Genomic DNA, 23,194 nt, shown 5'->3' on the forward strand with positions numbered 1-23,194 from the left:
ATAGAAACATAGATTTTACAAACTCAAAAAGGCATTTCATTTATTTAAAATTCATCCTGCGGTTTCGGAACTATGTGAAAGAAATGTATTTCTTTTTGCATTCTTTTTTAAACTATATAATCTATGTTTCTATGTGTTAAATAAATTTTAGTCATTGCATAATATCCATTTACAGCAGCGTGCATAATATGCATTAAAAACAAATCCGGAAAAATGAAAAACCTAGGAATCAAAATCTCTCTTTATCTCAATTATTTTGTCTTTGCTATTTTATTAAATAGTGTAGGCATTGTGATTTTAAAATCGCAGAAAAATTACGGGGTAGATGAAGTTCAGGCCAGTATTCTGGAAGCTTTTAAAGACATGCCTATTGCTATTGTATCTTTTTTTATAGCCTCTTTTTTACCAAGAATAGGCTATAGAAAATCGATGCTTATAGGTTTGGCATTGGTTACTTTGGCTTGTATTTCTATGTATTTTGGAAACTCTTTTGACAATGCCAAGGTTCTTTTTGCAACCGTTGGAGTTTCATTTGCCTTAATCAAAGTTTCTGTTTATTCACTGATAGGAACCGTGACCGAAACCAAGAAAGATCACAATGCTTTAATGAGCAGTATCGAAGGTTTTTTTATGGTGGGGATTGCATTGGCTTATTTTTTATTTCCGGCTTTTAATAACGAAAACGATCCTAATTCATGGTTGAACGTATATTGGTTCTTGGCAGCATTATCATTCCTGTCATTTCTGTTTTTATTTTTTGTAAAATTCAAAGAACCCGAGGTTTCAGCAGGGGCAAATCTCAAAGATGATTTCATGCAAATGTTCAGATTAATGGCAAAATTGCTTACCGTTATTTTTGTTATTAGTGTCTTCTTGTTTGTCATGATCGAACAAGGAATTCTTTCCTGGCTGCCAACATTCAATACAAAAGTGCTTCATTTACCGGAGAATATCAGTATTATGATGGCCAGTATTTTGGCTATTTCATTGGCTATCGGAAGAATGATTGCAGGAGTTGTGACCAAAAAAATAAATTGGATCTGGGTATTAAGTTTCTGTATCTTTTCTGCCATGCTGATTGTCGTTTTTGTACTTCCAAAAACAGTCGGGTTAGAAGTTAAGACTATCAATACACTTTCGGATATCCCATTAATTGGTTTTGCATTCCCATTAATCGGATTGTTTATTGCGCCCATTTATCCTTTATTGAATTCGATTGTGCTAAGTGCTTTACCCAAAAATCTACAAAGTTCAATGACCGGATTAATTGTGATTTTCTCTGCGCTTGGCGGTACGTTAGGTTCCAGAATAACGGGCTGGCTGTTTAAAAATGAAGGGCCGGAAAAAGCCTTTTACTTTACTTTAATTCCAATGTCTTTATTATTAATATCCTTTTTTATTCTCAAAAAAATAACTGCAAAAGATGAAATTTAAATTACATATAACCCAAACGATCGAAAAATTATTAGCTCAGGAAGATACTGATGGCGATAAAAAAATAACCATTGATGATAATGGTCCAAAAAAGTTTTTACTGAATGATGAAAACGGAAATTCGGCGCTGATTGAAGGTACTTATCAGCTTTCTAATTTATTGCAGGAACTGGCTTTGGCTAAAAAAAACAAGACAGAATTTGCTGAAATTGCACTGGATCAAATTACAGAAGATCCGGTAAAAAGAATCTCAGGAAAAATAAAAAATCTGTATTGGAAAGGTTTGACCCGGACTATTGATGCCGATGGGGTGAAGAAAATTCTGGAAGATAATAAGATCGAAAATGAATTGGCTTATTTATACGTGCCTTTTGGAGATGAAATAGTTTTCGATTATTTCAAGAAATTAGAAGCCGTAACTCCAAAGTTGAAAGTGGTGCAAATGCCTAAAAATATTTCACCGGAATATGTTTTGTCACTGAATAAAAAACCGGGGATTTTGGCATTGGCGCTTCAAATTAAAAACAATGAAATTTCAGGCGTTCCATTTGTAGTTCCAGGCGGAAGATTCAACGAAATGTACGGTTGGGACAGTTATTTTATTGCCAAAGGACTTTTGATAGATGATAAAACAGAACTTGCTTTAGGTATTGCTGAAAATTTTAAATACCAGATTGATCATTACGGAAAAATACTAAATGCGAACCGTAGTTATTATTTGACCCGTACACAACCACCGCTTTATACATCACTAATTAGAGATGTTTTAGAAAAGTCGAATCCTGATATTTTCTGGATCGAAAGACATTTAAAAACGGCTATAAAAGAATACCAGACCGTTTGGATGGAAGAGGGAAAACGTCTTACAGCAAATGGTTTGAATCGTTATAAAGCTGAAGGAATTGGACTTCCGTTTGAGGTTGAAGAAGGGCATTTTGATGATATTCTGGAGCAATATGCACCAAAATACAATCTTTCTACACGTGAGTTCGAAAAGAAATATCTCGAAAGAGAAGTTATTGATGAAGAACTGGATAAATATTTTATTCACGATCGAAGCATGCGCGAAAGTGGTCACGACACCACGAATCGATTAGTAGGTATTTGTGCCAATTTAAATACCGTTGCGATCAATAGTTTGCTTTATAAATATGAAACTGATATTGCGTTTCTGATTGAAAAATACTTTAAAAATGAATTTCAATATTTTGAGGATAAATCTTTCTCCAGTGAATATTGGCTTTTGAAAGCAGTTTCGAGAAAAGAAAAAATCAACAAACTCTGTTGGAATGAGGACTATGGATGTTATATGGACTATGATTTTGTAAACGAAAAACAGCATTTATTTGAGGCAGCTCCAACATTTTATCCGCTTTGGGCAAAAATAAGTACGCCGGAACAAGCTGAAATTTTGGTAAAAAAGACATTGCCAAGGTTTAGAATGAAAGGCGGAATTGCAGGCTGTACCAAAGAATCAATTGCTGATGTTGACGAAAATGCACCAATCAGACAATGGGATTATCCGTTTGGCTGGGCACCGCATCAAATGCTTTTGTGGGAAGGTTTACTCAACTATAATTTTAATGAAGAAGCTCAGGAAATGGTCTATCGCTGGCTTTGGCTGATTACCAGAAATGCAGTTGATTATAACGGAACCATTCCGGAGAAGTTTGATTTATCGATAAGTTCACACAAAATTCTCGCAGAATACGGAAACGTAGGAACTGAGTTTGATTATATCACCGAAGAAGGTTTTGGCTGGATGAACGCTTCTTATCAATACGGATTAACGATTTTAGAAGATAATCTAAAACAAAAATTATCAGATTTAGTTGATCCTGATGATTTGTTTTAATTAGCCTTCAACTCCGCTCAGGATGACACTAGTGATGTCTGGCTGAGCGGAGTCGAAGCCCTTTTTTGAGTGTCGAAAATGACAAACCTAACAGGTTTTTAAAACCTGTTAGGTTTACTATGCGCAAAAAAACAGCCACAGATTAAAAGATTTCAAGGATTTAATCTGTGGAAATCTTTCAATCTGTGGTTTAGATTTTATTTGTATTTAAGTTCTGTGTCAAACCTAACAGGTTTTAAAAACCTGTTAGGTTTATTTTTTCATAAGCCTTCGACTTCGCTCAGGATGACACTGGTGATGTCTGGCTGAGCGGAGTCGAAGCCCTTTTGAAAACTAAACTTTTCTTCCCATTAAGTTTTCACCAAAAGTCCTTAAAATGTCTTTCTTTTCAGCATTAATATCCATTTTTTCTAAGGTTTCAAAAGCTTTAAAAGTATACATTTCTATAGCATCCTGAGTAGCTTTTGAAGCTCCTGATTCATTAAAAATGGTTTTTGCCGTTTCTATTTTAGCTGTATTGTCTTCTAATTGTAAACTGAATAATTTTTCTAATTCTAAAGCTTTTTCAGCTGATGAAAATTCACGTGCTTTCAGGTATAAATAGGTTTTTTTATTGACCATAATATCACCGCCAACTTGTTTTCCAAAAGTTTCCGGATCTCCAAAAGCATCCAGATAATCATCCTGAAGCTGGAAAGCCAATCCTAAGTTTAATCCAAAATCATAAATAAAATCAGCTTCTTTTTCAGTAGTTTTCGCTACAATTGCACCCATTTTCATGGCTGCGGCAACTAATACGGCTGTTTTATATTCGATCATTTTAAGATATTCAGGAATCGTAACGTCGTTTCTTTTTTCGAAATCAACATCCCATTGTTGTCCTTCGCAAACTTCAAGTGCAGTTTTGCTGAACAATTTTGCTAAATCCCTAAAAACGGTTGGTTCGTATTGTTCAAAATACTGATAAGCCAGAATCAGCATCGCATCTCCGGAAAGAATCCCAGTATTGAGATCCCATTTTTCATGCACAGTTTCCTGTCCTCTTCGCAAAGGTGCATCATCCATAATATCATCGTGAACCAATGAGAAATTATGAAAAACTTCTACAGCCATTGCGGCAGGAAGTGCTACTTTATAATCAGTATCAAAAACTTCTGAAGCCATTAAAGTAAGTACCGGGCGCATGCGTTTTCCGCCAAGACTTAAAATGTATTTAATAGGGTCGTAGAGGTTTTTAGGCTCTTTGCTGATGCTTTGGGTTTCTAAATAATTAATAAAAAAATCCTGGTATTGGCTGATATCGTGCATAAAATATAATCTGAATTGCGAGGCTCAAAGATACGATTCATTATGAATTATTTCTTTCTTAAAATTTTAAATGCTGGTTTCTCCTTAAAATCCGCTTAAAATCTATTAATTATCAGGTTCTTAAAATTATTTAAAAAAAACTTGGAAACTTTCTTGGTGTTTAGAGTTTCCTTTCTATATTTGCACCTTTAATTGGAAACTTGAAACACTGTGAGAGTTTCCGTAATAGGTTTTGGGTAATTTATTAACTCAGTAAAATCAAATATTTATGAAAACAACATGGACCTTAGATTCTAGCCAATCAGATGTTTTAATTAAAATGAGACATTCGATAATTGCCTATATGGGAGGAACTACCAATAAATTTGATGGTTATGTGAATATTGAAAACAATGAAATTGAAGATGCTTCGGTTGAGTTCTCATTAGACATCAATAATAAAAAAGATAGTTTTCAACAAATCGACACATATTTACAGCTTCAGGACTTTTTTGATGTAAATGAACATCCGATTATTAGTTTTAAATCGACTTCTTTTCAAAAAGTAAATAACAATATCAATTTCTTCAAAGGAGATTTAACGATAAAAGATGTGACTCGGGTAGTAGAACTTGATGCTGAATTTATTGGCGTTAATAACTACAATGGCGAGAGAAAAGTTGCTTTTGAGATCAAAGGCGACATCAAACGTCAGGATTTTGGATTAGATTATAATTCGTTCAATCATAACGGAGGTTTGGCATTAGGAAAAGATATTAAGCTGATTGCCAATTTAGAGTTCAGTATATAATCTAATTATAATGAGTAAATTAATGTAAAATTATTACAAATATCATGGAAACTATTTTTCTGATTTTAGTTTCCTGAGTATATTTGCAATATAATTTGAAAGTTAAAATGAAAGAGAAAATTATATCAAAAGCAAGTGAATTATTTTTAAAACTTGGTTTTAAGAGTGTTACGATGGATGATATCGCAGGCGAAATGTGTATTTCTAAAAAAACGATTTATAAATACTTCTGTAATAAAGAAGTTTTGATCGAAGAAAGTACCTCGACAGTTCATAAGCAAGTACATGAAGTTATTGATTCTGTGGTTGCTAAAAACTATAATGCAATTCATGAGAATTTTGAAATTAGAGAAATGTTTCGCGATATGTTTAAAAATGCAGCAGATACTTCACCTCTTTATCAGCTCAAAAAGCATTATCCTGAAATTTATCAAAATTTAATGACACATGAAATAGATCAGTGTAACCATTATTTTAAAGATAATATCCTAAAAGGGATCACCGAAGGTTTGTACAGACCGGATTTGAATATAGATTTATATGTGAAATTCTATTATACATTGATTTTTCATATAAATGCAACTACAGTCTCAGAAAGAGAAGCGCAAAAAATAGAATTAGAAGCGTTGGAATACCACACCAGAGCTATGGCAACTGAAAAAGGAATACTGGAATTAGAAAAACAACTTAAAAAATTACCATTTAATCATTAATCTATGAAACGAATAATTCTTATATTTTTGTGTTCAATTGGCTTGTCTGCCAACGCACAAGTCAAAAGACTAACCCTGAAAGATGCTCTTATATACGCGCTTGAAAACAAAGCCGATGCAAAAAAGGCAAGATTACAGGTTGAAAATAGTGAGTACAAAATTCAGGAAGTACGTTCCAGAGCATTACCACAAATTTCTGCAAACGGAAACTTAACTCACAACCCAATCATTCAGACAACAGTTATTGATGGAGCAGGATTTGGTCAGCCGGGAACTACGATTCAGGCGGCATTTGGTCAAAAATGGACTTCAAACGCAGGAGTTTCATTAACGCAGACTATATTTGATCAATCTGTGTTTACAGGATTAAGAGCAGCGAGATCTACTCGTGAATTTTATCAAATAAACGATCAGTTGACAGAAGAGCAAGTAATTGAGAGAGTTGCAAATAACTATTATTCAGTTTATGTGCAGCGCGAAAGATTAGTTTTATTAGATAGTAATTATGTAAATACTACTAAAGTTCGTGACATCGTAAAGGGACAATTTGATAATGGTCTGGCTAAAAAAATTGATTTAGACCGTATTGTTGTAAAAATGTCAAACATTGATACAGAACGTCAGCAAATTAAAAATCAAATTACATTACAGGAAAATGCTTTGAAGTTTTATATGGGAATGCCTATTGAAACTGTAATTGAGATTCCTAAAGAAGAATTTGAAGTTGTGCCTGCTGCCTTGACAGAAGTTCCTAATACAGAAAACAGAACAGAATATTTGTTATTGAAAAAACAGGAAGAGCTTTTAGTATACAATAAAAAAGCAGTTGAAGCAGGATATTATCCAACACTTTCATTGACTGCTGGTTACAATTATATTGGTCAGGGTCCACAAATGCCTTGGTTTGCAAAACCTTCAGATGGAGTATATTGGTCAGATTACTCAGCAATTGGATTAAATCTACACGTACCAATTTTTACAGGATTCGGAACTCGTGCAAAAGTAAGACAAGCTGATGTAGAAATCAGATCCCTTCAGGAAGACATGAAAGACACTAAACTTTCTCTTGATTTAGATTATAGAAATGCAATGGCTGATATAGATAATAATCTTATCACTATTAATAATCAAAAAGAAAACATGCGCTTAGCTACAGAAATCCTAAGCGACACAAAAAACAATTATCTTCAGGGATTAGCATCATTAACAGATTTACTGGATGCTGAAAATGCATCACTTGAAGCTCAAAATAACTTTACCAGAGCAGTCTTAAATTACAAAATTGCCGAAGTAGCATTAATCAAATCAAAAGGCGAACTTAAAACTCTTATTAAATAACTAAAAAAAATGAAGAAAACTATTATAACAATCGTAATCATAATTGCAGCGCTGGGTGTGATTGGATATGTCTTAAATAAGAATAAGAAAGAGAATAAAGAAAAAACAGATATCGTAGCAGAGAAAAATGCTGCAGTATCAGTAAAAGTAGCTTCTGTAAAAACAGAAGAAGTTTCGCTGGATTTCGTTGCAAACGGAAATTTTGAACCAATTCAACAATTGACTTTCTCTGCTGAAAAATCAGGAAAAGTAATTAGTGTTTTGGCAAAAGAAGGTGATTATGTAAGAGTAGGTCAGACTTTATTAACAGTGAGAGGTGATGTGATTAATGTAAGTGCACAACAAGCACAAGCAGTATATCAAAATGCAAAATCAGATTACAGCCGTTACGAAAATGCTTTTAAAACCGGTGGTGTGACTAAGCAACAATTAGATCAGGCAAAATTAGCATTAACAAATGCTGAGTCTAACCTAAAACAAGCAAATATTAATGTTGGCGATACTAAAGTAAAAGCGCCAATAAACGGATTTATCAATAAAAAATACATTGAGCCGGGATCTATTTTAGCAGCAACGCCTGCAACTGCATTGTTTGATATCGTAAATGTTTCTAAATTAAAATTAGTAGTTACAGTAAACGAAAATCAGGTAGCAAGTTTAAAAGTAGGAGACCATGTTAATGTAACTGCAAGTGTTTATCCTGATAAAACTTTCTCTGGAAAAATTACTTTTATTGCTGCAAAAGCGGATGAATCTTTAAACTTCCCGGTTGAAATTGAAATTACAAATAACATCAATAACGACCTTAAAGCGGGTATGTACGGAACGGCAAACTTTGGTTCTAAACAACAAAAACAGCAGATGATGGTTGTACCACGTAATGCTTTTGTAGGAAGTGTGAGCAGCAACGAAATTTTTGTAGTTGAAAAAGGTATTGCAAAATTAAGAAAAGTAACTGCCGGAAGAATTTTAGGAGATAGAGTTGAAGTTATCAATGGATTATCTGACGGAGAAACTGTAGTTACTACTGGTCAAATTAATTTACAAGACGGTAATACAGTAGAAATTATTAAATAATTTAAAGCATTAAGCTATACGCCATAAGCATTAAGCTTATTGCCTAAAGCCTACAGCCTAAAGCAAAAAATATGAAATTAGCCGAAATATCCATAAAACGTCCGTCGTTAGTAATTGTATTGTTTACAATTCTAACACTTGGTGGATTGTTTAGCTACAGCCAGTTAGGCTATGAGCTGATCCCGAAATTTGAACAAAACGTTATTACGATTTCTACTGTTTATCCCGGAGCTTCTCCAAGTGAGGTAGAAAATACAATTACCAAAAAAATGGAAGATGCGATTGCATCATTGGAAAACATTAAGAAAATTGATTCCAAATCCTATGAAAGTTTGTCTGTTGTATCTATCTCTTTGACTTCAACAGCTAATGTTGATGTCTCGATGAATGATGCTCAGCGAAAAATTAATGCCATTATTAGTGATTTACCGGACGATGCCAAAACGCCATCGCTAAGTAAATTTTCTTTGAGTGATTTGCCAATTATGACTATTGGAGCCAATGGAAAAATGGATGAGGCTGCTTTTTATGACTTAATTGATAAAAAGATTGCTCCCGTTTTATCTCGTGTTCCCGGTGTGGCACAAGTAGATATTATTGGTGGTCAGGAACGTGAAATTCAAGTAAACCTGGATGCATTAAAAATGCAGGGTTACGGGCTTTCTATTCCAGAAGTACAACAAAATATTTTGACTTCGAACTTAGATTTCCCAACGGGAAATATTCAGACTCGTGATCAGAAAATATTAATTCGTTTAGCGGGTAAATATAAAAATGTTGAAGAATTAAGAAACTTAGTAGTTTCATCTAAAGGCGGAATTCAAATCCGTTTACGAGATATTGCAGATGTACAAGATGATCAAAAAATTGCTGAAAAAATTTCGAGAGTAAATCAAAAAAGCGCGATTATTTTACAAGTAATTAAACAATCTGACGCTAATGCGGTTGCTGTAAGTGAGCAGTTGATTCAAAGTATTAAAAATCTGGAAAAAGATTATAAAACTAATGATTTAAAGTTAGAAATAGCCAAGGATAGTACCGTTTATACCTTAGAAGCTGCAGATTCTGTAATTCACGATTTATTGATTGCGGTAGTTTTAGTTGCTTTTGTAATGTTGTTTTTCCTTCATAGTATTCGTAACTCATTGATTGTAATGGTTTCGATTCCTGCTTCGTTAATTGCTACATTTATTGGGATTTATCTTTTAGGATATACCTTAAACTTAATGAGTTTATTAGGATTATCTCTTGTGGTTGGTATTCTGGTCGATGATGCCATTGTAGTATTGGAGAATATTTACAGACACATGGAAATGGGTAAAAGCCGAATTCGTGCCTCTTATGACGGTACAGCCGAAATTGGTGGAACAGTAACTTCGATTACTTTGGTAATTGTCGTAGTGTTCTTGCCTATTGCAATGAGTTCTGGTTTGGTTTCGAACATTATCACACAGTTTTGTGTAACGGTAATTATTTCTACTTTATTCTCACTTTTAGCATCGTTTACAATTATTCCCTGGTTGTCTTCTCGTTTTGGAAAATTAGAACACATTGAAGGAAAGAATGCATTTGGGAGAGTAATTCTTGGTTTCGAAAAATTATTAACTCGTTTTACTGATTGGGTTACTACATTGTTAAACTGGTGTTTAGATCATTACTTCAAAACTATTATAATTGTTTTACTATTGTTTTTCGGTACTATAATTCCGTTGTTTGGAGGAGGATTTATTGGAGGAGAATTTTTTGCCAAATCAGATAGTGGGGAGTTTTTAGTTCAAATAGAGATGCCGAAAGACGCCTCGTTGGAACAAACCAACTTTATGACACAAAAAGCAGAAGCGTATTTGAAAGGTGAAAAATATGTGTTTAGCCAAATTACAACTGTAGGACAAACTTCAGAAGGAATGGGTGCGGCACAAGCGACAGCTTATAAGGCAGAGATTAACGTAAAAATGATTGATCAATCAGAACGAACAGATGATGCTTCGGTTTATGCTGCGAAAATAAAACGTAAATTAGAAAAAGTATTGGTTGGAGCCAAAGTAAAAACGGTTCCGGTTGGTATTTTAGGAACAGCTGAAAATGCTACTTTGGGATTAGTTGTAACTGGTCCATCTGTAGAAAGCGCTATGAAATTTGCCAAATTAGCAGAAGCTGAATTACGCAAAATACCTGGAACAACAGAGATTAAATTGACTGTTGAAGATGGAAATCCTGAAGTTAACGTACAAGTAGACCGTGATAAAATGGCTGCATTAGGATTAACACTTCAAACAGTGGGTATGACCATGCAAACTGCTTTTAGTGGAAATACGGATGGAAAGTTCAGAGCTGGCGAATACGAATACGATATCAATATCAAGTATAATGCTTTTGATAGAAAAAACATTACCGATGTTAGTAATTTAATATTTATTAATAATGCGGGGCAACAAATTAAATTGTCTCAATTTGCTTCAATTACTGAAGGTTCTGGTCCTAGCCAATTAGAGCGTAGAGATAAATCTGCTTCTGTAACTGTTCAAGGACAAAACGTTGGGGTTCCTTCAGGAACAATTGTAACACAATGGCAAGCGAGATTAGATAAACTTAAAAAACCAGTAGGAGTAAACTATATCTGGGGTGGAGATCAGGAAAACCAAAGTGAAGGTTTTGGTACTTTAGGAATCGCTTTATTAGCTGCTATTATATTAGTTTACCTGGTAATGGTAGGTCTTTATGACAGTTTCGTTCACCCGTTTGTAGTATTATTTGCTATTCCGCTTTCATTTATTGGAGCTTTATTAGCCCTGGCTTTAACTAATAACACACTGAACATCTTTACCATTTTGGGTATTATTATGTTGATTGGTCTGGTGTGTAAGAACGCGATCATGCTTGTCGATTATACCAATCAGCGAAGAGCAGCGGGGGAGAGCATTAGAAATGCACTAATCCAGGCGAATCACGCTCGTTTACGTCCAATTTTGATGACTACAATTGCGATGGTATTTGGTATGTTCCCAATTGCTTTAGCATCTGGTGCAGGAGCTGAATGGAAAAATGGTTTGGCTTGGGTAATTATAGGTGGATTGATTTCATCTTTATTCCTAACCTTAGTTGTGGTTCCCGTTATTTATCTTATTATGGAAAAAATAATTGCCAGATTATCTAAAGGAGAAAAAATCGATTACGAAGCTGAAATGTTTGCTGATTATACGCCAACAGAAGTTAGTGAAGATGGTTTTAATCCTAAACATACGCACTAAAATTTTAAATCTTAATATTAAAATTCCAAATTCCAATGTTGGAATTGGTAAAAATAAAAATCCCAAATTTCTTAATTGAAATTTGGGATTTTTTATTGAACCAGAAACCACTTTAAGATTTGGAATTTGGAATTTTAAAATTTGGAATTTATAAGTATTATTTCAGGTACAAATAATGATTGTAATAATCTATAATTGCTTTCCCTTCAAGTAAAACATCTGCCCCAATAATACCGTGAACAGGTTTTGCCTTGTAAGCTTGTAAAGCTTCATTTACATGTGAAAGATCAAAAATAACCAAACCAAAATCAATGTTTTTCCAACTGCCAAGTTGTAGATTATTGTGTGTCGAAATTTGTGTTTTCATACCAGTTCCTCCGGCTCCGGAAGCTTTGGTTTTTGATTTTTTTGCGTTTAATTCAAAACGTTCGATGCTTTCAAATCCTACACAGGAATTAGATGCTCCTGTATCTAAAATAAAATTACCAGAAACGCCGTTGATTTTGGCTTTTATCAGAAGATGTTGTGTTTTGGTAACTTTGAATTTTATTTTCCTGTATTTCTCTTTCTTGAGAATTTCGTGAAGATTTTCCATTTTCGATAGTGATTGAAAACCAAAAATAAACCAATTACAGTCAATAAACTAATTCCTGTAAAAGATATAATTCGTCGATTTTTATTAGAGAAAAGTTGAATTATAATATATAAATGAGAACGAATTGCAAATTCTATGAATGACAAAATTGGTAACGATCTGTTTTGATTCGTTTCATCTGTGGCTATTTTTTATGATAACCTAAATCATATTTTTGAATGCTAAAAGACTTCTGTTGCATTATATTGGCTTGATATGTTAATTGTTACCTATGAATGTGAAGTTTATTTACAATTGTTTTCTAAATTAGCTACAAAAAGTTTTTTTATGGGCCAAAATAAGATTCATCCTGATCAAATGTACATTGAAGGACTTGCTGCAAATGACTCAGCAATCATTCAGACAATTTACAAAAAGTACGTTCCAAAAGTGGTAATGTTCATTATGAATAATTCAGGAGATAAAGAACATGCGCAGGAGGTGGTTCAGGAAATCATGATTTTACTTTTTAATCAGGCCAAAGCAAATGCACTGCAACTGACTTGCCCGTTTGATGCCTACTTTTTTTTATTGTGTAAAAGAAAATGGTTGAACGAGCTCAAAAAAACATCGAACAAAGAAGTCGCAATCAATGAAGATATTTTATCTATGAATGAATCTGCACTTCAACTGATTACAAACACAGAAGAATTTGATGAAAATCAGCAGCTTTTTGACACTATGTTCCAGAAATTAGGAGATAAGTGTCAGGAGTTATTGAGGCTGAATTTTACCACTAAAAAGACTGAAGAAGTGGTTAAAAAGGCTAGTGGTACTTATGATAGTGCCCGAAAAAAAGAACTGTTATGTGTGGGGCAATTAATGCAATGGATTCACGAAGCCAAAAAAATTAAATCGCTAAAAAATAATTAGCCATGAACGAAGAACGCTATATATTATTCGATCAATATCTTCAGGGAGAAATGACTGAGGAGGAAAAAAATAATTTTGAAAAACAATTGTCTGAAGATCATGAATTGTCCTCAGAATTTGAAACGTTTAAAGAAGTGCAGCTCCGACTTACAACTAAATTTGAACACGACGAAGAAAGAGAAGCGTTTAAAACGAATCTAACAACAATTTCAGAAAAACATTTTAATAATAGTAAACCAAAAGTTGTTTTAATGCGTCCTTGGTATTATGCAGCGGCGGCATCTGTAATTATTTTATTTGGATTGTTCTTTTTTGATTATAACAACCCAACTTTTGCTGATTATGATAATCCTGAAACGGCCGCATTTGTAGAAAGAGGCGATACAAATGAAAACTTAAAAGAAGCTCAGGCGGCATTTAATGATGGGAAATACGCAACAGCAATTCCGCATTTTGAAGCAATTTTAAAAGAAAATAAAACACCCGAAATTCAATATTTTTATGGGATTTCTTTATTAGAAGAAAGTAAATATCCAAAAGCCGAAGCTGTTTTTAATGAGTTAAGATCAGGAACATCTGTTTATAAAGAAAAAGCAACATGGAGTCTTGCCTTGTCTAAATTGAAACAAAAGAAGTACAAAGAATGTAGAGAAATCCTGGAAACCATTTCGCAGGATTATGAAAACTATGACGATGTTGAGAAGCTTCTCGATGAGTTAGATTAAATTTGGGATTTCACCACACACACACACACAAAAAAAAAAAATTCACAAAACACACAAAGAATTACACAGAGATTCTCAAGAGGTAAAATACTTTGCGAATTTTTTGAGCTAAGGACCTTTGTCAAAGTTTTTGAACCAAGAGTGTAAGGAACTTTTGTAAAAAACTATTATTTTTATTTTCTGTATTTATAAATCTATCAGAAAATGCAAATCAGAACAGAAGTAAAAGAAATATTAAATTATATTTCAGAAGATCAACTTGATTTTTTTGCTCAGCAAACTATGGTTGACTGGAATGCTAAAAAACTAAAAAGCAAGGAATTATTTAAACTTTGTGTTTTTGGAGTCTTAAATGAAAATAGAGCCAGCTCTAGAGTATTTGAGAATTTTTATGAGAATCATTTTTTTTGTAAATATGCTCAAATTCCCAAAGATAAAAGTGTAAGTCACAGCAGTATTGCAGAGAGAATAGGAAAAATAAACGTTGAGTATTTCGAAAAACTTTATCAGCACACCGTTACTGTTTTTCAGGATAAACTCAATGATAAAGATAAGATCAAATTAAGTTTGTATGATTCCACAATTACAAGCTTATCTGCTTCTTTGTTAAGTTTCGGGATGCGAAATGGGCAGAAAAACAAAAAAGGAGAACAGGGCAAAAATAGTATAAAATTTACAATTGGTTTTAATGAATTGCCCTTTAATGTAAAGTTTCACAAGGATCAAAAAATGATTAGTGAAGATTTGGCTTTGGGCAATATTCTAGAAGAGCACATAGCCAACAAAAAAGATATTGCCGTTTTTGATCGTGGAATGAAGAATAGAAAAACAATGGTTGATCTCTCTACTGATGATAAATATTTTGTAACCCGAATTTATAAATCATCTAAATATGAAGTAGAGAAAGGCAGTAAGGTCACTCCATTGGATTTTGAAAATGATATTCTTAAATTAACAAAACATAGCAGGGTTTATCTTTACTCGAATCAAAAAAAGACTAAAATAGTTTTTAGATTAGTGGAAGGGATATTAAAATCTGATGGAGAGAAGATCTTGTTTTTAAGCAATTTGCCAGAAGAAGAATTTACGGCAGATCAAATAGCAGAAATTTATAAAAAGCGTTGGGACATTGAGCGTTTCTTTAGATTTATAAAGCAAGAAATGAATTTTAAGCACTATTTTTCAAGACAGTGGAATGGAATTCAGGTAATGATATATATTATTTTAATTGCATCAATCTTGCTCTTGAGTTATATAAAACTAAATGAATTAAAAGGATATAAGATCCCCAAAATTTCATTTTGTAATCAATTACAAAATGAAATTATTCAACAAATAGTAATACATTGTGGTGGGGATCCTGCTAAAATAGAGACATTCAATGCATAAAATAAAGTTCCTTACACTCTTGGTTCGAAACTTTGACAAAGGTTTTCATGATTAAAAGAAAACCAAAACAAGAAAAAATCTGCATTCATCCGCGCTTTCACGAAGTGAATCCGCGTCATCCGCGTGCCATTGACTTCAACTTCGCTCCAATCTAACAAAGAAAATCAAAACAAGAAAAAATCTGCATTCATCAGCGCTTTCACGGAGTGAATCCGCGTCATCTGCGTGCCATTTTACCATCATTCCATTCAAATTGGAAAGTCTTTAATATTATCGTAATTTTGAACCTTTAAAAATAATAAGATTCAATTTTGACACCAATAATTACTGATACACATACCCATTTATATTCTGAAGAGTTTGATCAGGATCGCGACGAGATGATGCAAAGAGCAATAGATGCCGGAGTAACACGCTTTTTTATTCCTGCTATCGATGCTGCTGCGACACAATCAATGTACGATCTGGAACAAAATTATCCTGATTACGTATATCTGATGATGGGTTTGCATCCCACTTATGTCAAAGATAATTATGAAGAAGAATTGAAACATGTTGAAACTGAACTGGCAAAAAGAAAATTTTATGCCGTTGGTGAAATAGGAATCGATTTGTATTGGGATAAAACACATCTTAAAGAACAGCAAATTGCTTTTAAGAGACAAATACAATTAGCCAAACAATATAAGTTACCCATCGTAATTCATTGTCGTGAAGCTTTTGATGAGATTTTTGAAGTGCTGAAAGAAGAAAAGTCAGCTGATTTGTTCGGAATTTTTCATTGTTTTTCCGGAACCTACGAACAGGCACTTCAGGCGATTTCTTACAATATGAAGTTAGGAATTGGAGGTGTAGTAACCTTTAAAAACGGAAAAATTGATCAGTTTTTAAATCAGATAGCGCTTGAACATATCGTATTAGAGACCGATTCACCTTATTTAGCGCCAATTCCGTATCGCGGAAAACGTAATGAAAGCAGTTATTTGGTAAATGTTATTAGCAAATTGGCAGATATATATGACGTTTCTGAAGAGGAAATTGCACAACGAACAACACAAAATTCTATAAACGTTTTTGGGATTTAATTTATACCTTACAATAGTTTAATTTTTTTTTTGTTCTTTTGCCCACTTAAAACCTATATAAATAATGCAGAGATTTGATGCCATTCGACCGTTTTATGATTCTGAAATAAATGAAGCACTTCATGATGTTGCCAATCACCCGATGATGAAAACCATGATGAACTTTACTTTTCCGGAAGTAGAAGATGAGGTTTGGAAAGAGCAGCTTAAGAAAACACATTCAATTCGTGATTTTCAATGCAACTTTATTTATAATACGATACAAAGAGTTTTAGAGAAAAGTTCTGAAGGTCTTACCACTTCAGGATTTGAGAAACTGGAAAAAAATACGTCTTACTTATTTATCTCAAATCATAGAGATATCCTATTAGATACAACCTTATTAAATGTTTGTTTGTTTGAGCATGGTTTAGTCATGACAGCATCTGCAATTGGAGATAATCTTGTTAAAAAAGCCTTTTTAAGCACTTTAGCAAAACTGAACAGAAACTTTTTGGTTCTAAGAGGTCTGACGCCAAGAGAAATGCTGCAAAGCTCTAAATTGCTTGCTGAGTATATTGGACAATTATTGCTTCGCGAAAACCGTTCGGTTTGGATTGCACAAAGAGAAGGACGTACTAAAGACGGAAATGACGAAACCAATCCGGGTGTTCTAAAAATGATTGGAATGGGTTCTGATGAGCCTAATCTAATGGACTATTTTAAGAAACTAAAAATTGTTCCCGTTTCTATCTCCTACGAATACGATCCTACAGATGTGCTGAAAATGCCACAATTAATGGCAGAAGCAAATAACGAGGTTTATGTTAAAGAAAAAAATGAAGATTTCATGACCATCTTAAGTGGTATCATGGGAACTAAAAAAAGAATACACATTTCTGTTGGAGATGTTCTGGATACTGAAATTGATCAGATTGTTGCTGAAAACGACAATGCCAATAAACAGATTCAGGCTTTGGCACAAGTCATTGATGATTCGGTTTTAAAGAATTATCATTTATGGCCAACCAATTTTATTGCTTACGATATTTTGAACGGAACGGATAGATTTTCTCATTTATATAAAGAGAGCGAGAAATCTTTGTTTGAACGTCGTTTAGAAATGCGTATCGGGAATACGGATAATCCAGTAGCAAGACAAGGATTTCTGGCCATGTATGCAAATCCTGTAGTCAATAAATTAAAATACCAGGATGTCATCTAAAGCTAAAATATTATTGATTTATACTGGTGGAACCATTGGTATGAGCAAAGATTTTGAGACAGGCGCACTCAAAGCGTTCAACTTTGGTAAATTATTGCAAAAAATTCCTGAGATCAAACAATTAGATTGCGAGATTGAAACGTTTTCATTTGAAGACCCAATAGATTCATCAAATATGAATCCTGAAATGTGGACGAAAATTGCTGAAATCATCGAAGAAAAATATACTTCCTTTGATGGTTTTGTAGTACTTCACGGTTCAGATACAATGTCGTATTCAGCGTCGGCATTGAGTTTTATGCTGGAGAATTTAGCAAAACCAGTAGTGTTTACCGGTTCTCAATTGCCAATTGGTGATTTGCGTACAGATGCAAAAGAAAACCTGATTACAGCAATTCAGATTGCTTCTCTTCAGGAAAACGGAAAACCGGTCATCAACGAAGTTTGTTTGTATTTTGAATACAAATTATATCGAGGAAACCGAACTTCAAAAGTAAATGCAGAACACTTTAAAGCATTTACAGCGCCTAATTATCCTGAATTGGTAGAATCGGGTGTTCATCTTAAACTAAACTCCCATTTATTTCTTCCTGTAAAAACAGATGCTAAATTAATTGTCCATAAAAACTTAGACAATCATGTAGCAATCATAAAAATGTTTCCCGGAATGAGCGAAGTCGTTTTATCCTCGATTCTGGCGATAAAAGGCTTAAGAGGAATTGTTCTCGAAACATACGGTTCCGGAAATGCCCCAACCGAAGATTGGTTTTTGAATTTGATTCAGAAAGCGATTCAATCCGGTTTACATATCGTCAACGTAACGCAATGTTCAGCCGGAAGTGTAAATATGGGACAATACGAAACCAGTACAGCCTTAAAATCACTTGGCGTTATTTCAGGAAAAGACATTACTACAGAAGCCGCCATTACTAAACTTATGTATTTGTTGGGACATAATATCCCTCAAGCGGAATTTAAAACCATTTTTGAAACGGCATTACGTGGGGAGATTTCGTTGTAAATAGAAAAATTCCAATATTAAAAATTCCAAATTCCAAAACGTGAGAAATAAATCTCAAGATTAGAATTTGGAATTTTTTAGTAATTGGTGTTTCTTTTTTCGTTTTAAAGTTTTTCACCATATAAGTGATATAAGTTCATTTTAGATAGCGAAATCTTTGTCAAGTTTAAAACTTTGACAAAGATAGAAACACAAAATAACCACAATATTTGTCATTTCGATTTCTATGATAAAACCAAATCTTTTTTTTTAGGAGCTAATCCCGCTATCCGCTCCAATCTTTTGTTCCGAAGCCCGGAACAAAAGGATTTCCACTTCTATCGGGGCTAGGGCAATCATTTTCATAAGACTGTTTTCGTTTAATATTTCATTTCGACAAGATTTGATCACAATCTTGTCATTTCGACCAAAGGGAGAAATCACATAAGGAACTCTACAAAGATTGGCGATTTTGTTTGCGAAATTTCTAGTGTGATTTGCTTCGCCTGTTCGCTATCGCTCGGGTCTCCTCTGTCGAAATGATAAGATCATGAGTAGACAATTGGAATTTCCATTGCAAGTTCGTATACAATTGAAATTTAAACAAGACTTATAATTTCTTATATCACTTATATGGTTCTAAATGAGCCTTCCCTTGGAATTTGGAATTTTAAAATATTGGAATTTAAAATTTAATCCTTGTATTGAACTTCGCAAGTTTCAAATTCTTCCTCAATGCTATGTCTTTTATAATAAACATACACAATTACAGAAATTATACAAATGATTCCCTGGATAGCGACCGTATTTCTGGTTCCTATGATGTGTGAAACGTAGCCAATAATCAAACTTCCCACAGGAATCATCCCTTGATAAGCCATTAAATAATAACTAATACTTCTTGAACGCATATTCACAGTACTTTGCGTCTGAATGTAAATGTTGATTGATGAGGTTTGTGCCATCATACCCACACCGCTCAACGCCATGCAAATAAGCGCAACAGAAAGGCTATTAGAGTAAGCAAGTATAATAATGCTAAAACCTAATAATAAACTCGCAGCGATCATTATTTTGCCCATATTATCTGCTTTTTTAAGATTAGCAAGATAAATAGCAGATACAATAGACCCGATTCCGGCGGCACTTTCGAACCAACTAAAAGTCTGGGCGTTTCCGTTGAAGAGATCTTTGGCAAAAACAGGCATTAAAGTATTAAAAGAAATCACGAACAAACTACTGCACATTAACATTAGGAGCATTTTGGCCATTTCGGTTTCTTTTTTCACGTAATCTAATCCTTCGACGAAATCATCGAACATTTTCATTTTTTCGGTTGCTTTAATGTGTGGTGTGATTTTCATCATCAATAAAGAAATCAAAACAGGAATATAGCTCAGGAAGTTTCCAATAAAACAAATGTCTTCACCATAATTATGAAGAATGATTCCGGCCAAAGCAGGACCCGCAATTCGGGCAAAATTGTTTAGAGTTGAGTTTAATGCAACGGCATTTGGTAAATCTTCTTTATTGTCGACAATTTCAATCATCATCGTTTGTCTGCAGGTCATATCAAAGGAATTGATAATTCCCTGAATTAAACTTAAAGCCAATATAAAGTTGATGTTGTAAATTTTTAAGTAAATCATTAAAGCCAAAGCTCCAGCCTGAAGCATTGCCAAAGATTGCAATAAGATCATGGCTTTATGTCTGTCGTAACGCCCAATGATACTTCCGGCCAAAGGTGCCAGAAACAATGACGGAATCATACTTAAAAAAGTAGCTAATCCAAGTAAGAAAACTGAACCTGTAACGCTGTAAACCATCCAACTTACGGCTGTTTTCTGAAGCCAGGTTCCAATTACTGAAACTGATTGTCCGTAAAAGAATAACTTGAAGTTTTTTGATTTTAACGCTTTAAACATGATGCCTGATATTTTTTACAAAGTTCGGAATTAGTATTTCATTAGAAAAATTAATAATTTTACTGATAATGAGTATTAAAACTTATCGATATGGAGATTTATCAACTACAATATTTCATTAAAACTGCTGAAGTACTGCATTTTACAAAAGCAGCAGAGTTGTGTTTTGTAACGCAATCCGGCTTGTCGCAACAAATAAAAAAATTAGAAGAAGAACTCGGGATGCCTTTGTTTGTAAGGATTGGAAAAAAAGTTCAGCTTACCGAAGCTGGATCTGTTTTCCTGATTCACGCCAAACAAGTTATCGAAAATGTGCAAAGTGGTAAACAGGCTATTGATGATTTGAACCAAATGATTGGCGGAGAATTACGCATTGGTGTAACCTATATTTTTGGGCTTTTGGTTTTGCCGGTCGTGAATTTGTTTGCTAAAACCTATCCCAATTTAAAAATTGTTGTTGAATATGGCACCACTGAACCTTTAGAACTTAAATTATTAAATAATGAATTAGATTTGGTTTTGGTTATTTCCTCAAACGAAATCGAACTTCCTTTTCAAAAGGTGCCTTTGTTTCGGTCAAAATTAGTTTTGGCGGTTTCAAAAGAGCATCCATTGGCGGCTTTAGATAAAATTTCGTTTAAAAAAATAGAGGATCTTCCACTTATTTTACCCGTAAAAGGATTTAATTCCAGAGAGTTTCTGGATGAATTGTTCCTGAAAAACAACATGAAGCCAAAAGTTTCTATAGAATTAAACGCGGTACATGCCTTATTGCGATTGGTTGGCGACAGTGATTATTGGGCTACAATTGTAACAGAGAAAGCTTTACAAGGCTGGAGCAATATAAAAGCGATCAATATTACAGGAGTTGCAACTCAAAGAGATTCGTTCATGTTAACGATCGAAGGAGCGTATCAAAAAAAGGCTGTAAAACTATTTATGGAAGAATTTAGAAAAAGTATGTAATTCAGAATAAAAAATAAAAGTTGGCCACGAATTTCCCGAATTTCCACGAATTATAAGTTTTCTGTTTTTATTTGTGTATTAAAAATTCGTGAAATTCGTGACAAAAAATAAAATTTACCAATACAATCAAAAGTCTTCTAAACTAATGTTGATTTTGTTTTTCTAACTCAGTTTTTTTTAAGTTATTTGCAAACCTAATTAGAGAGGTGTCCGAGTGGTTGAAGGAGCTAGCCTGGAAAGCTAGTATATGGGTAACTGTATCGTGGGTTCGAATCCCATCCTCTCTGCAAATTTTGACTTAAATAATACCAAACCCCGAAATCTGTATTTCGGGGTTTTTTTATTAACTTTCTCAATTACTAAATCTGTTGTTTCTGTTGTAATGATCCAAACGTAAAAACTTATTTTTAAGATGGAAAAACAAGAATTTATTTTTTACAATACTGTTGATGGAAAATCTAATGTAGCTCTTCTTGCTAGAGATGGAGATGTCTGGATGAATCAAAATCAACTGGCGGAACTTTTTGACACCTCTAAGCAAAACATAAGTCTACATATTATAAATGTCTTAAAAGAGAAGGAATTAGATGAGGATTCAGTTGTAAAGGATTACTTGACAACTGCCTCTGATGGTAAAAAATATAATGTTGCATTTTATTCTTTGGCTATGATTTTAGCAATTGGTTTTAGAGTGCGAAGTAAAAGAGGAACCCAGTTTAGACAATGGGCAAACCAAAACCTGCAGGATTATATGATTAAGGGTTTTGTTATGGATGATGAACGTCTTAAAAACCCAAACGAAAGATCAGATTACTTTGATGAATTACTCGAACGAATTAGGGATATTCGGGCTTCTGAAAAAAGATTTTATCAAAAAGTTCGTGACTTATTTGCTTTAAGCAGTGACTACGATGCAACAGATAAAGCTACTCAAATGTTTTTTGCTGAGACACAAAATAAATTGCTCTATGCTATTACAGGACAAACTGCTGCTGAAATTATCGTTTCCCGTGCCAATGCCAATGCATCGAATATGGCACTTACTAGTTGGAAAGGAAGCATTGTACGCAAGCAGGATATTTATACAGCAAAAAATTATCTTACTTCTGATGAAATAGATACCTTAAATCGTTTTGTAGTAGTGTTTCTTGAAACTGCGGAATTGAGAGCAAAAAACAGAAAAGATATTGCAATGAATTTCTGGAAAACAAATGTTGACAGAATTATAGAGTTTAATGATAAAGAAGTTCTGACTCACAATGGAAAAATCATTCATCTGCAGATGGAAGAAAAAGTAGATTCTATTTATGAAGACTTCCATAAACAACGTAAACAGCTAGAAGCCAAAAAAGCAGACGAGGAGGATCTCGAAGAATTGAAAGAATTAGAAAACAGACTCAAAAACAAACGAAACTAATGACTACAATACAAACTGTACAGTCAGGATTACGATTTCATGAGTTTGAAGGAGATAGCCTGGAAAGCTAGTATATGGGTAACGCTATCGTGCGTTCGAATCCCATCCTTTATGCAAGTAATACTTATTATTGAGTATTTGTAAAATAAAACCCAATGCTACATCCAGATGTAGCATTGGGTTTTTTTATGGATTAATTTTTGAGAAAAATTT

18 protein-coding genes and 1 tRNA gene are annotated in these 23,194 nt (G+C 33.6%); 16 read left to right on the plus strand and 3 right to left on the minus strand.

Features of this window, described 5'->3' with window-relative positions:
- Window positions 1-213: 213 nt before the first annotated feature.
- Window positions 214-1,434, plus strand: coding sequence for an MFS transporter (locus QLQ94_RS06335; RefSeq protein ID WP_482499353.1), 1,221 nt, complete (start codon window positions 214-216; stop codon window positions 1,432-1,434).
- The gene (locus QLQ94_RS06340) at window positions 1,424-3,289 is read left to right on the plus strand and encodes a trehalase family glycosidase (RefSeq protein WP_482499355.1); all 1,866 of its coding nucleotides are present in this window, start codon (window positions 1,424-1,426) and stop codon (window positions 3,287-3,289) included. The genes QLQ94_RS06335 and QLQ94_RS06340 overlap by 11 nt, the downstream gene beginning before the upstream one ends.
- Before the next feature lie 333 nt (window positions 3,290-3,622).
- Here the strand turns inward: QLQ94_RS06340 and QLQ94_RS06345 are convergent, their stop codons facing one another.
- Window positions 3,623-4,597 (minus strand): polyprenyl synthetase family protein, encoded by a 975-nt coding sequence (locus QLQ94_RS06345; protein ID WP_482499357.1) that lies wholly within the window; start codon window positions 4,595-4,597, stop codon window positions 3,623-3,625.
- Window positions 4,598-4,865: 268 nt separating this feature from the next.
- On the opposite strand from QLQ94_RS06345, the gene QLQ94_RS06350 reads away from it, so the two are divergent.
- The 5 genes from QLQ94_RS06350 (at window position 4,866) to QLQ94_RS06370 (ending at window position 11,763) form a co-directional block, all read left to right on the plus strand.
- Window positions 4,866-5,387 (plus strand): YceI family protein, encoded by a 522-nt coding sequence (locus QLQ94_RS06350; protein WP_271337524.1) that lies wholly within the window; start codon window positions 4,866-4,868, stop codon window positions 5,385-5,387.
- A 107-nt stretch (window positions 5,388-5,494) separates the two neighbouring features.
- The gene (locus QLQ94_RS06355) at window positions 5,495-6,100 is read left to right on the plus strand and encodes a TetR/AcrR family transcriptional regulator (protein ID WP_271337525.1); all 606 of its coding nucleotides are present in this window, start codon (window positions 5,495-5,497) and stop codon (window positions 6,098-6,100) included.
- Window positions 6,101-6,103: 3 nt separating this feature from the next.
- Window positions 6,104-7,438: a TolC family protein gene (locus QLQ94_RS06360; RefSeq protein ID WP_271337526.1), complete on the plus strand. Its 1,335-nt coding sequence runs from the start codon at window positions 6,104-6,106 to the stop codon at window positions 7,436-7,438.
- Window positions 7,439-7,447: 9 nt separating this feature from the next.
- Window positions 7,448-8,515 (plus strand): efflux RND transporter periplasmic adaptor subunit, encoded by a 1,068-nt coding sequence (locus tag QLQ94_RS06365; protein WP_271337527.1) that lies wholly within the window; start codon window positions 7,448-7,450, stop codon window positions 8,513-8,515.
- Between the two features lie 71 nt (window positions 8,516-8,586).
- Window positions 8,587-11,763: an efflux RND transporter permease subunit gene (locus tag QLQ94_RS06370; RefSeq protein WP_271337528.1), complete on the plus strand. Its 3,177-nt coding sequence runs from the start codon at window positions 8,587-8,589 to the stop codon at window positions 11,761-11,763.
- A 157-nt stretch (window positions 11,764-11,920) separates the two neighbouring features.
- Here the strand turns inward: QLQ94_RS06370 and QLQ94_RS06375 are convergent, their stop codons facing one another.
- Window positions 11,921-12,358 (minus strand): retropepsin-like aspartic protease, encoded by a 438-nt coding sequence (locus QLQ94_RS06375; RefSeq protein ID WP_271337529.1) that lies wholly within the window; start codon window positions 12,356-12,358, stop codon window positions 11,921-11,923.
- A 327-nt stretch (window positions 12,359-12,685) separates the two neighbouring features.
- On the opposite strand from QLQ94_RS06375, the gene QLQ94_RS06380 reads away from it, so the two are divergent.
- From QLQ94_RS06380 to QLQ94_RS06405, 6 genes are all read left to right on the plus strand, one after another.
- Window positions 12,686-13,270 (plus strand): RNA polymerase sigma factor, encoded by a 585-nt coding sequence (locus QLQ94_RS06380; RefSeq protein WP_427402843.1) that lies wholly within the window; start codon window positions 12,686-12,688, stop codon window positions 13,268-13,270.
- Window positions 13,271-13,272: 2 nt separating this feature from the next.
- Window positions 13,273-13,995, plus strand: coding sequence for a CDC27 family protein (locus QLQ94_RS06385; RefSeq protein ID WP_427402844.1), 723 nt, complete (start codon window positions 13,273-13,275; stop codon window positions 13,993-13,995).
- A 204-nt stretch (window positions 13,996-14,199) separates the two neighbouring features.
- The gene (locus tag QLQ94_RS06390) at window positions 14,200-15,384 is read left to right on the plus strand and encodes an IS4 family transposase (protein WP_482499360.1); all 1,185 of its coding nucleotides are present in this window, start codon (window positions 14,200-14,202) and stop codon (window positions 15,382-15,384) included.
- Between the two features lie 311 nt (window positions 15,385-15,695).
- Window positions 15,696-16,469 (plus strand): TatD family hydrolase, encoded by a 774-nt coding sequence (locus QLQ94_RS06395; protein ID WP_482499362.1) that lies wholly within the window; start codon window positions 15,696-15,698, stop codon window positions 16,467-16,469.
- Between the two features lie 64 nt (window positions 16,470-16,533).
- Entirely contained in the window at window positions 16,534-17,673 is a 1,140-nt protein-coding gene (locus QLQ94_RS06400) for a 1-acyl-sn-glycerol-3-phosphate acyltransferase (protein WP_427403036.1), read from the plus strand.
- Window positions 17,663-18,694, plus strand: a complete 1,032-nt coding sequence (locus QLQ94_RS06405; protein ID WP_271338357.1) for an asparaginase — start codon at window positions 17,663-17,665, stop codon at window positions 18,692-18,694. The genes QLQ94_RS06400 and QLQ94_RS06405 overlap by 11 nt, the downstream gene beginning before the upstream one ends.
- 671 nt (window positions 18,695-19,365) lie before the next feature.
- On the opposite strand, the gene QLQ94_RS06410 is transcribed toward QLQ94_RS06405, so the two are convergent.
- Complete coding sequence (locus tag QLQ94_RS06410; RefSeq protein WP_271338358.1) at window positions 19,366-20,598, minus strand: MFS transporter; 1,233 nt, start codon at window positions 20,596-20,598, stop codon at window positions 19,366-19,368.
- Window positions 20,599-20,688: 90 nt separating this feature from the next.
- Between QLQ94_RS06410 and QLQ94_RS06415 the strand changes: the two genes are divergently transcribed.
- The 3 genes from QLQ94_RS06415 to QLQ94_RS06425 all read left to right on the plus strand — a co-directional run bounded on the left by QLQ94_RS06415 (window position 20,689) and on the right by QLQ94_RS06425 (window position 22,981).
- A complete protein-coding gene (locus QLQ94_RS06415) occupies window positions 20,689-21,564 on the plus strand; it encodes a LysR substrate-binding domain-containing protein (RefSeq protein ID WP_271338359.1) in 876 nt (291 codons plus the stop codon).
- A gap of 200 nt (window positions 21,565-21,764) precedes the next feature.
- Window positions 21,765-21,851 (plus strand) — tRNA-Ser (locus QLQ94_RS06420).
- A 125-nt stretch (window positions 21,852-21,976) separates the two neighbouring features.
- Complete coding sequence (locus tag QLQ94_RS06425; protein WP_482499365.1) at window positions 21,977-22,981, plus strand: virulence RhuM family protein; 1,005 nt, start codon at window positions 21,977-21,979, stop codon at window positions 22,979-22,981.
- The last annotated feature ends 213 nt before the right edge of the window (window positions 22,982-23,194 follow it).

The sequence above is a fragment of the Flavobacterium sp. B114r genome (assembly GCF_056824125.1).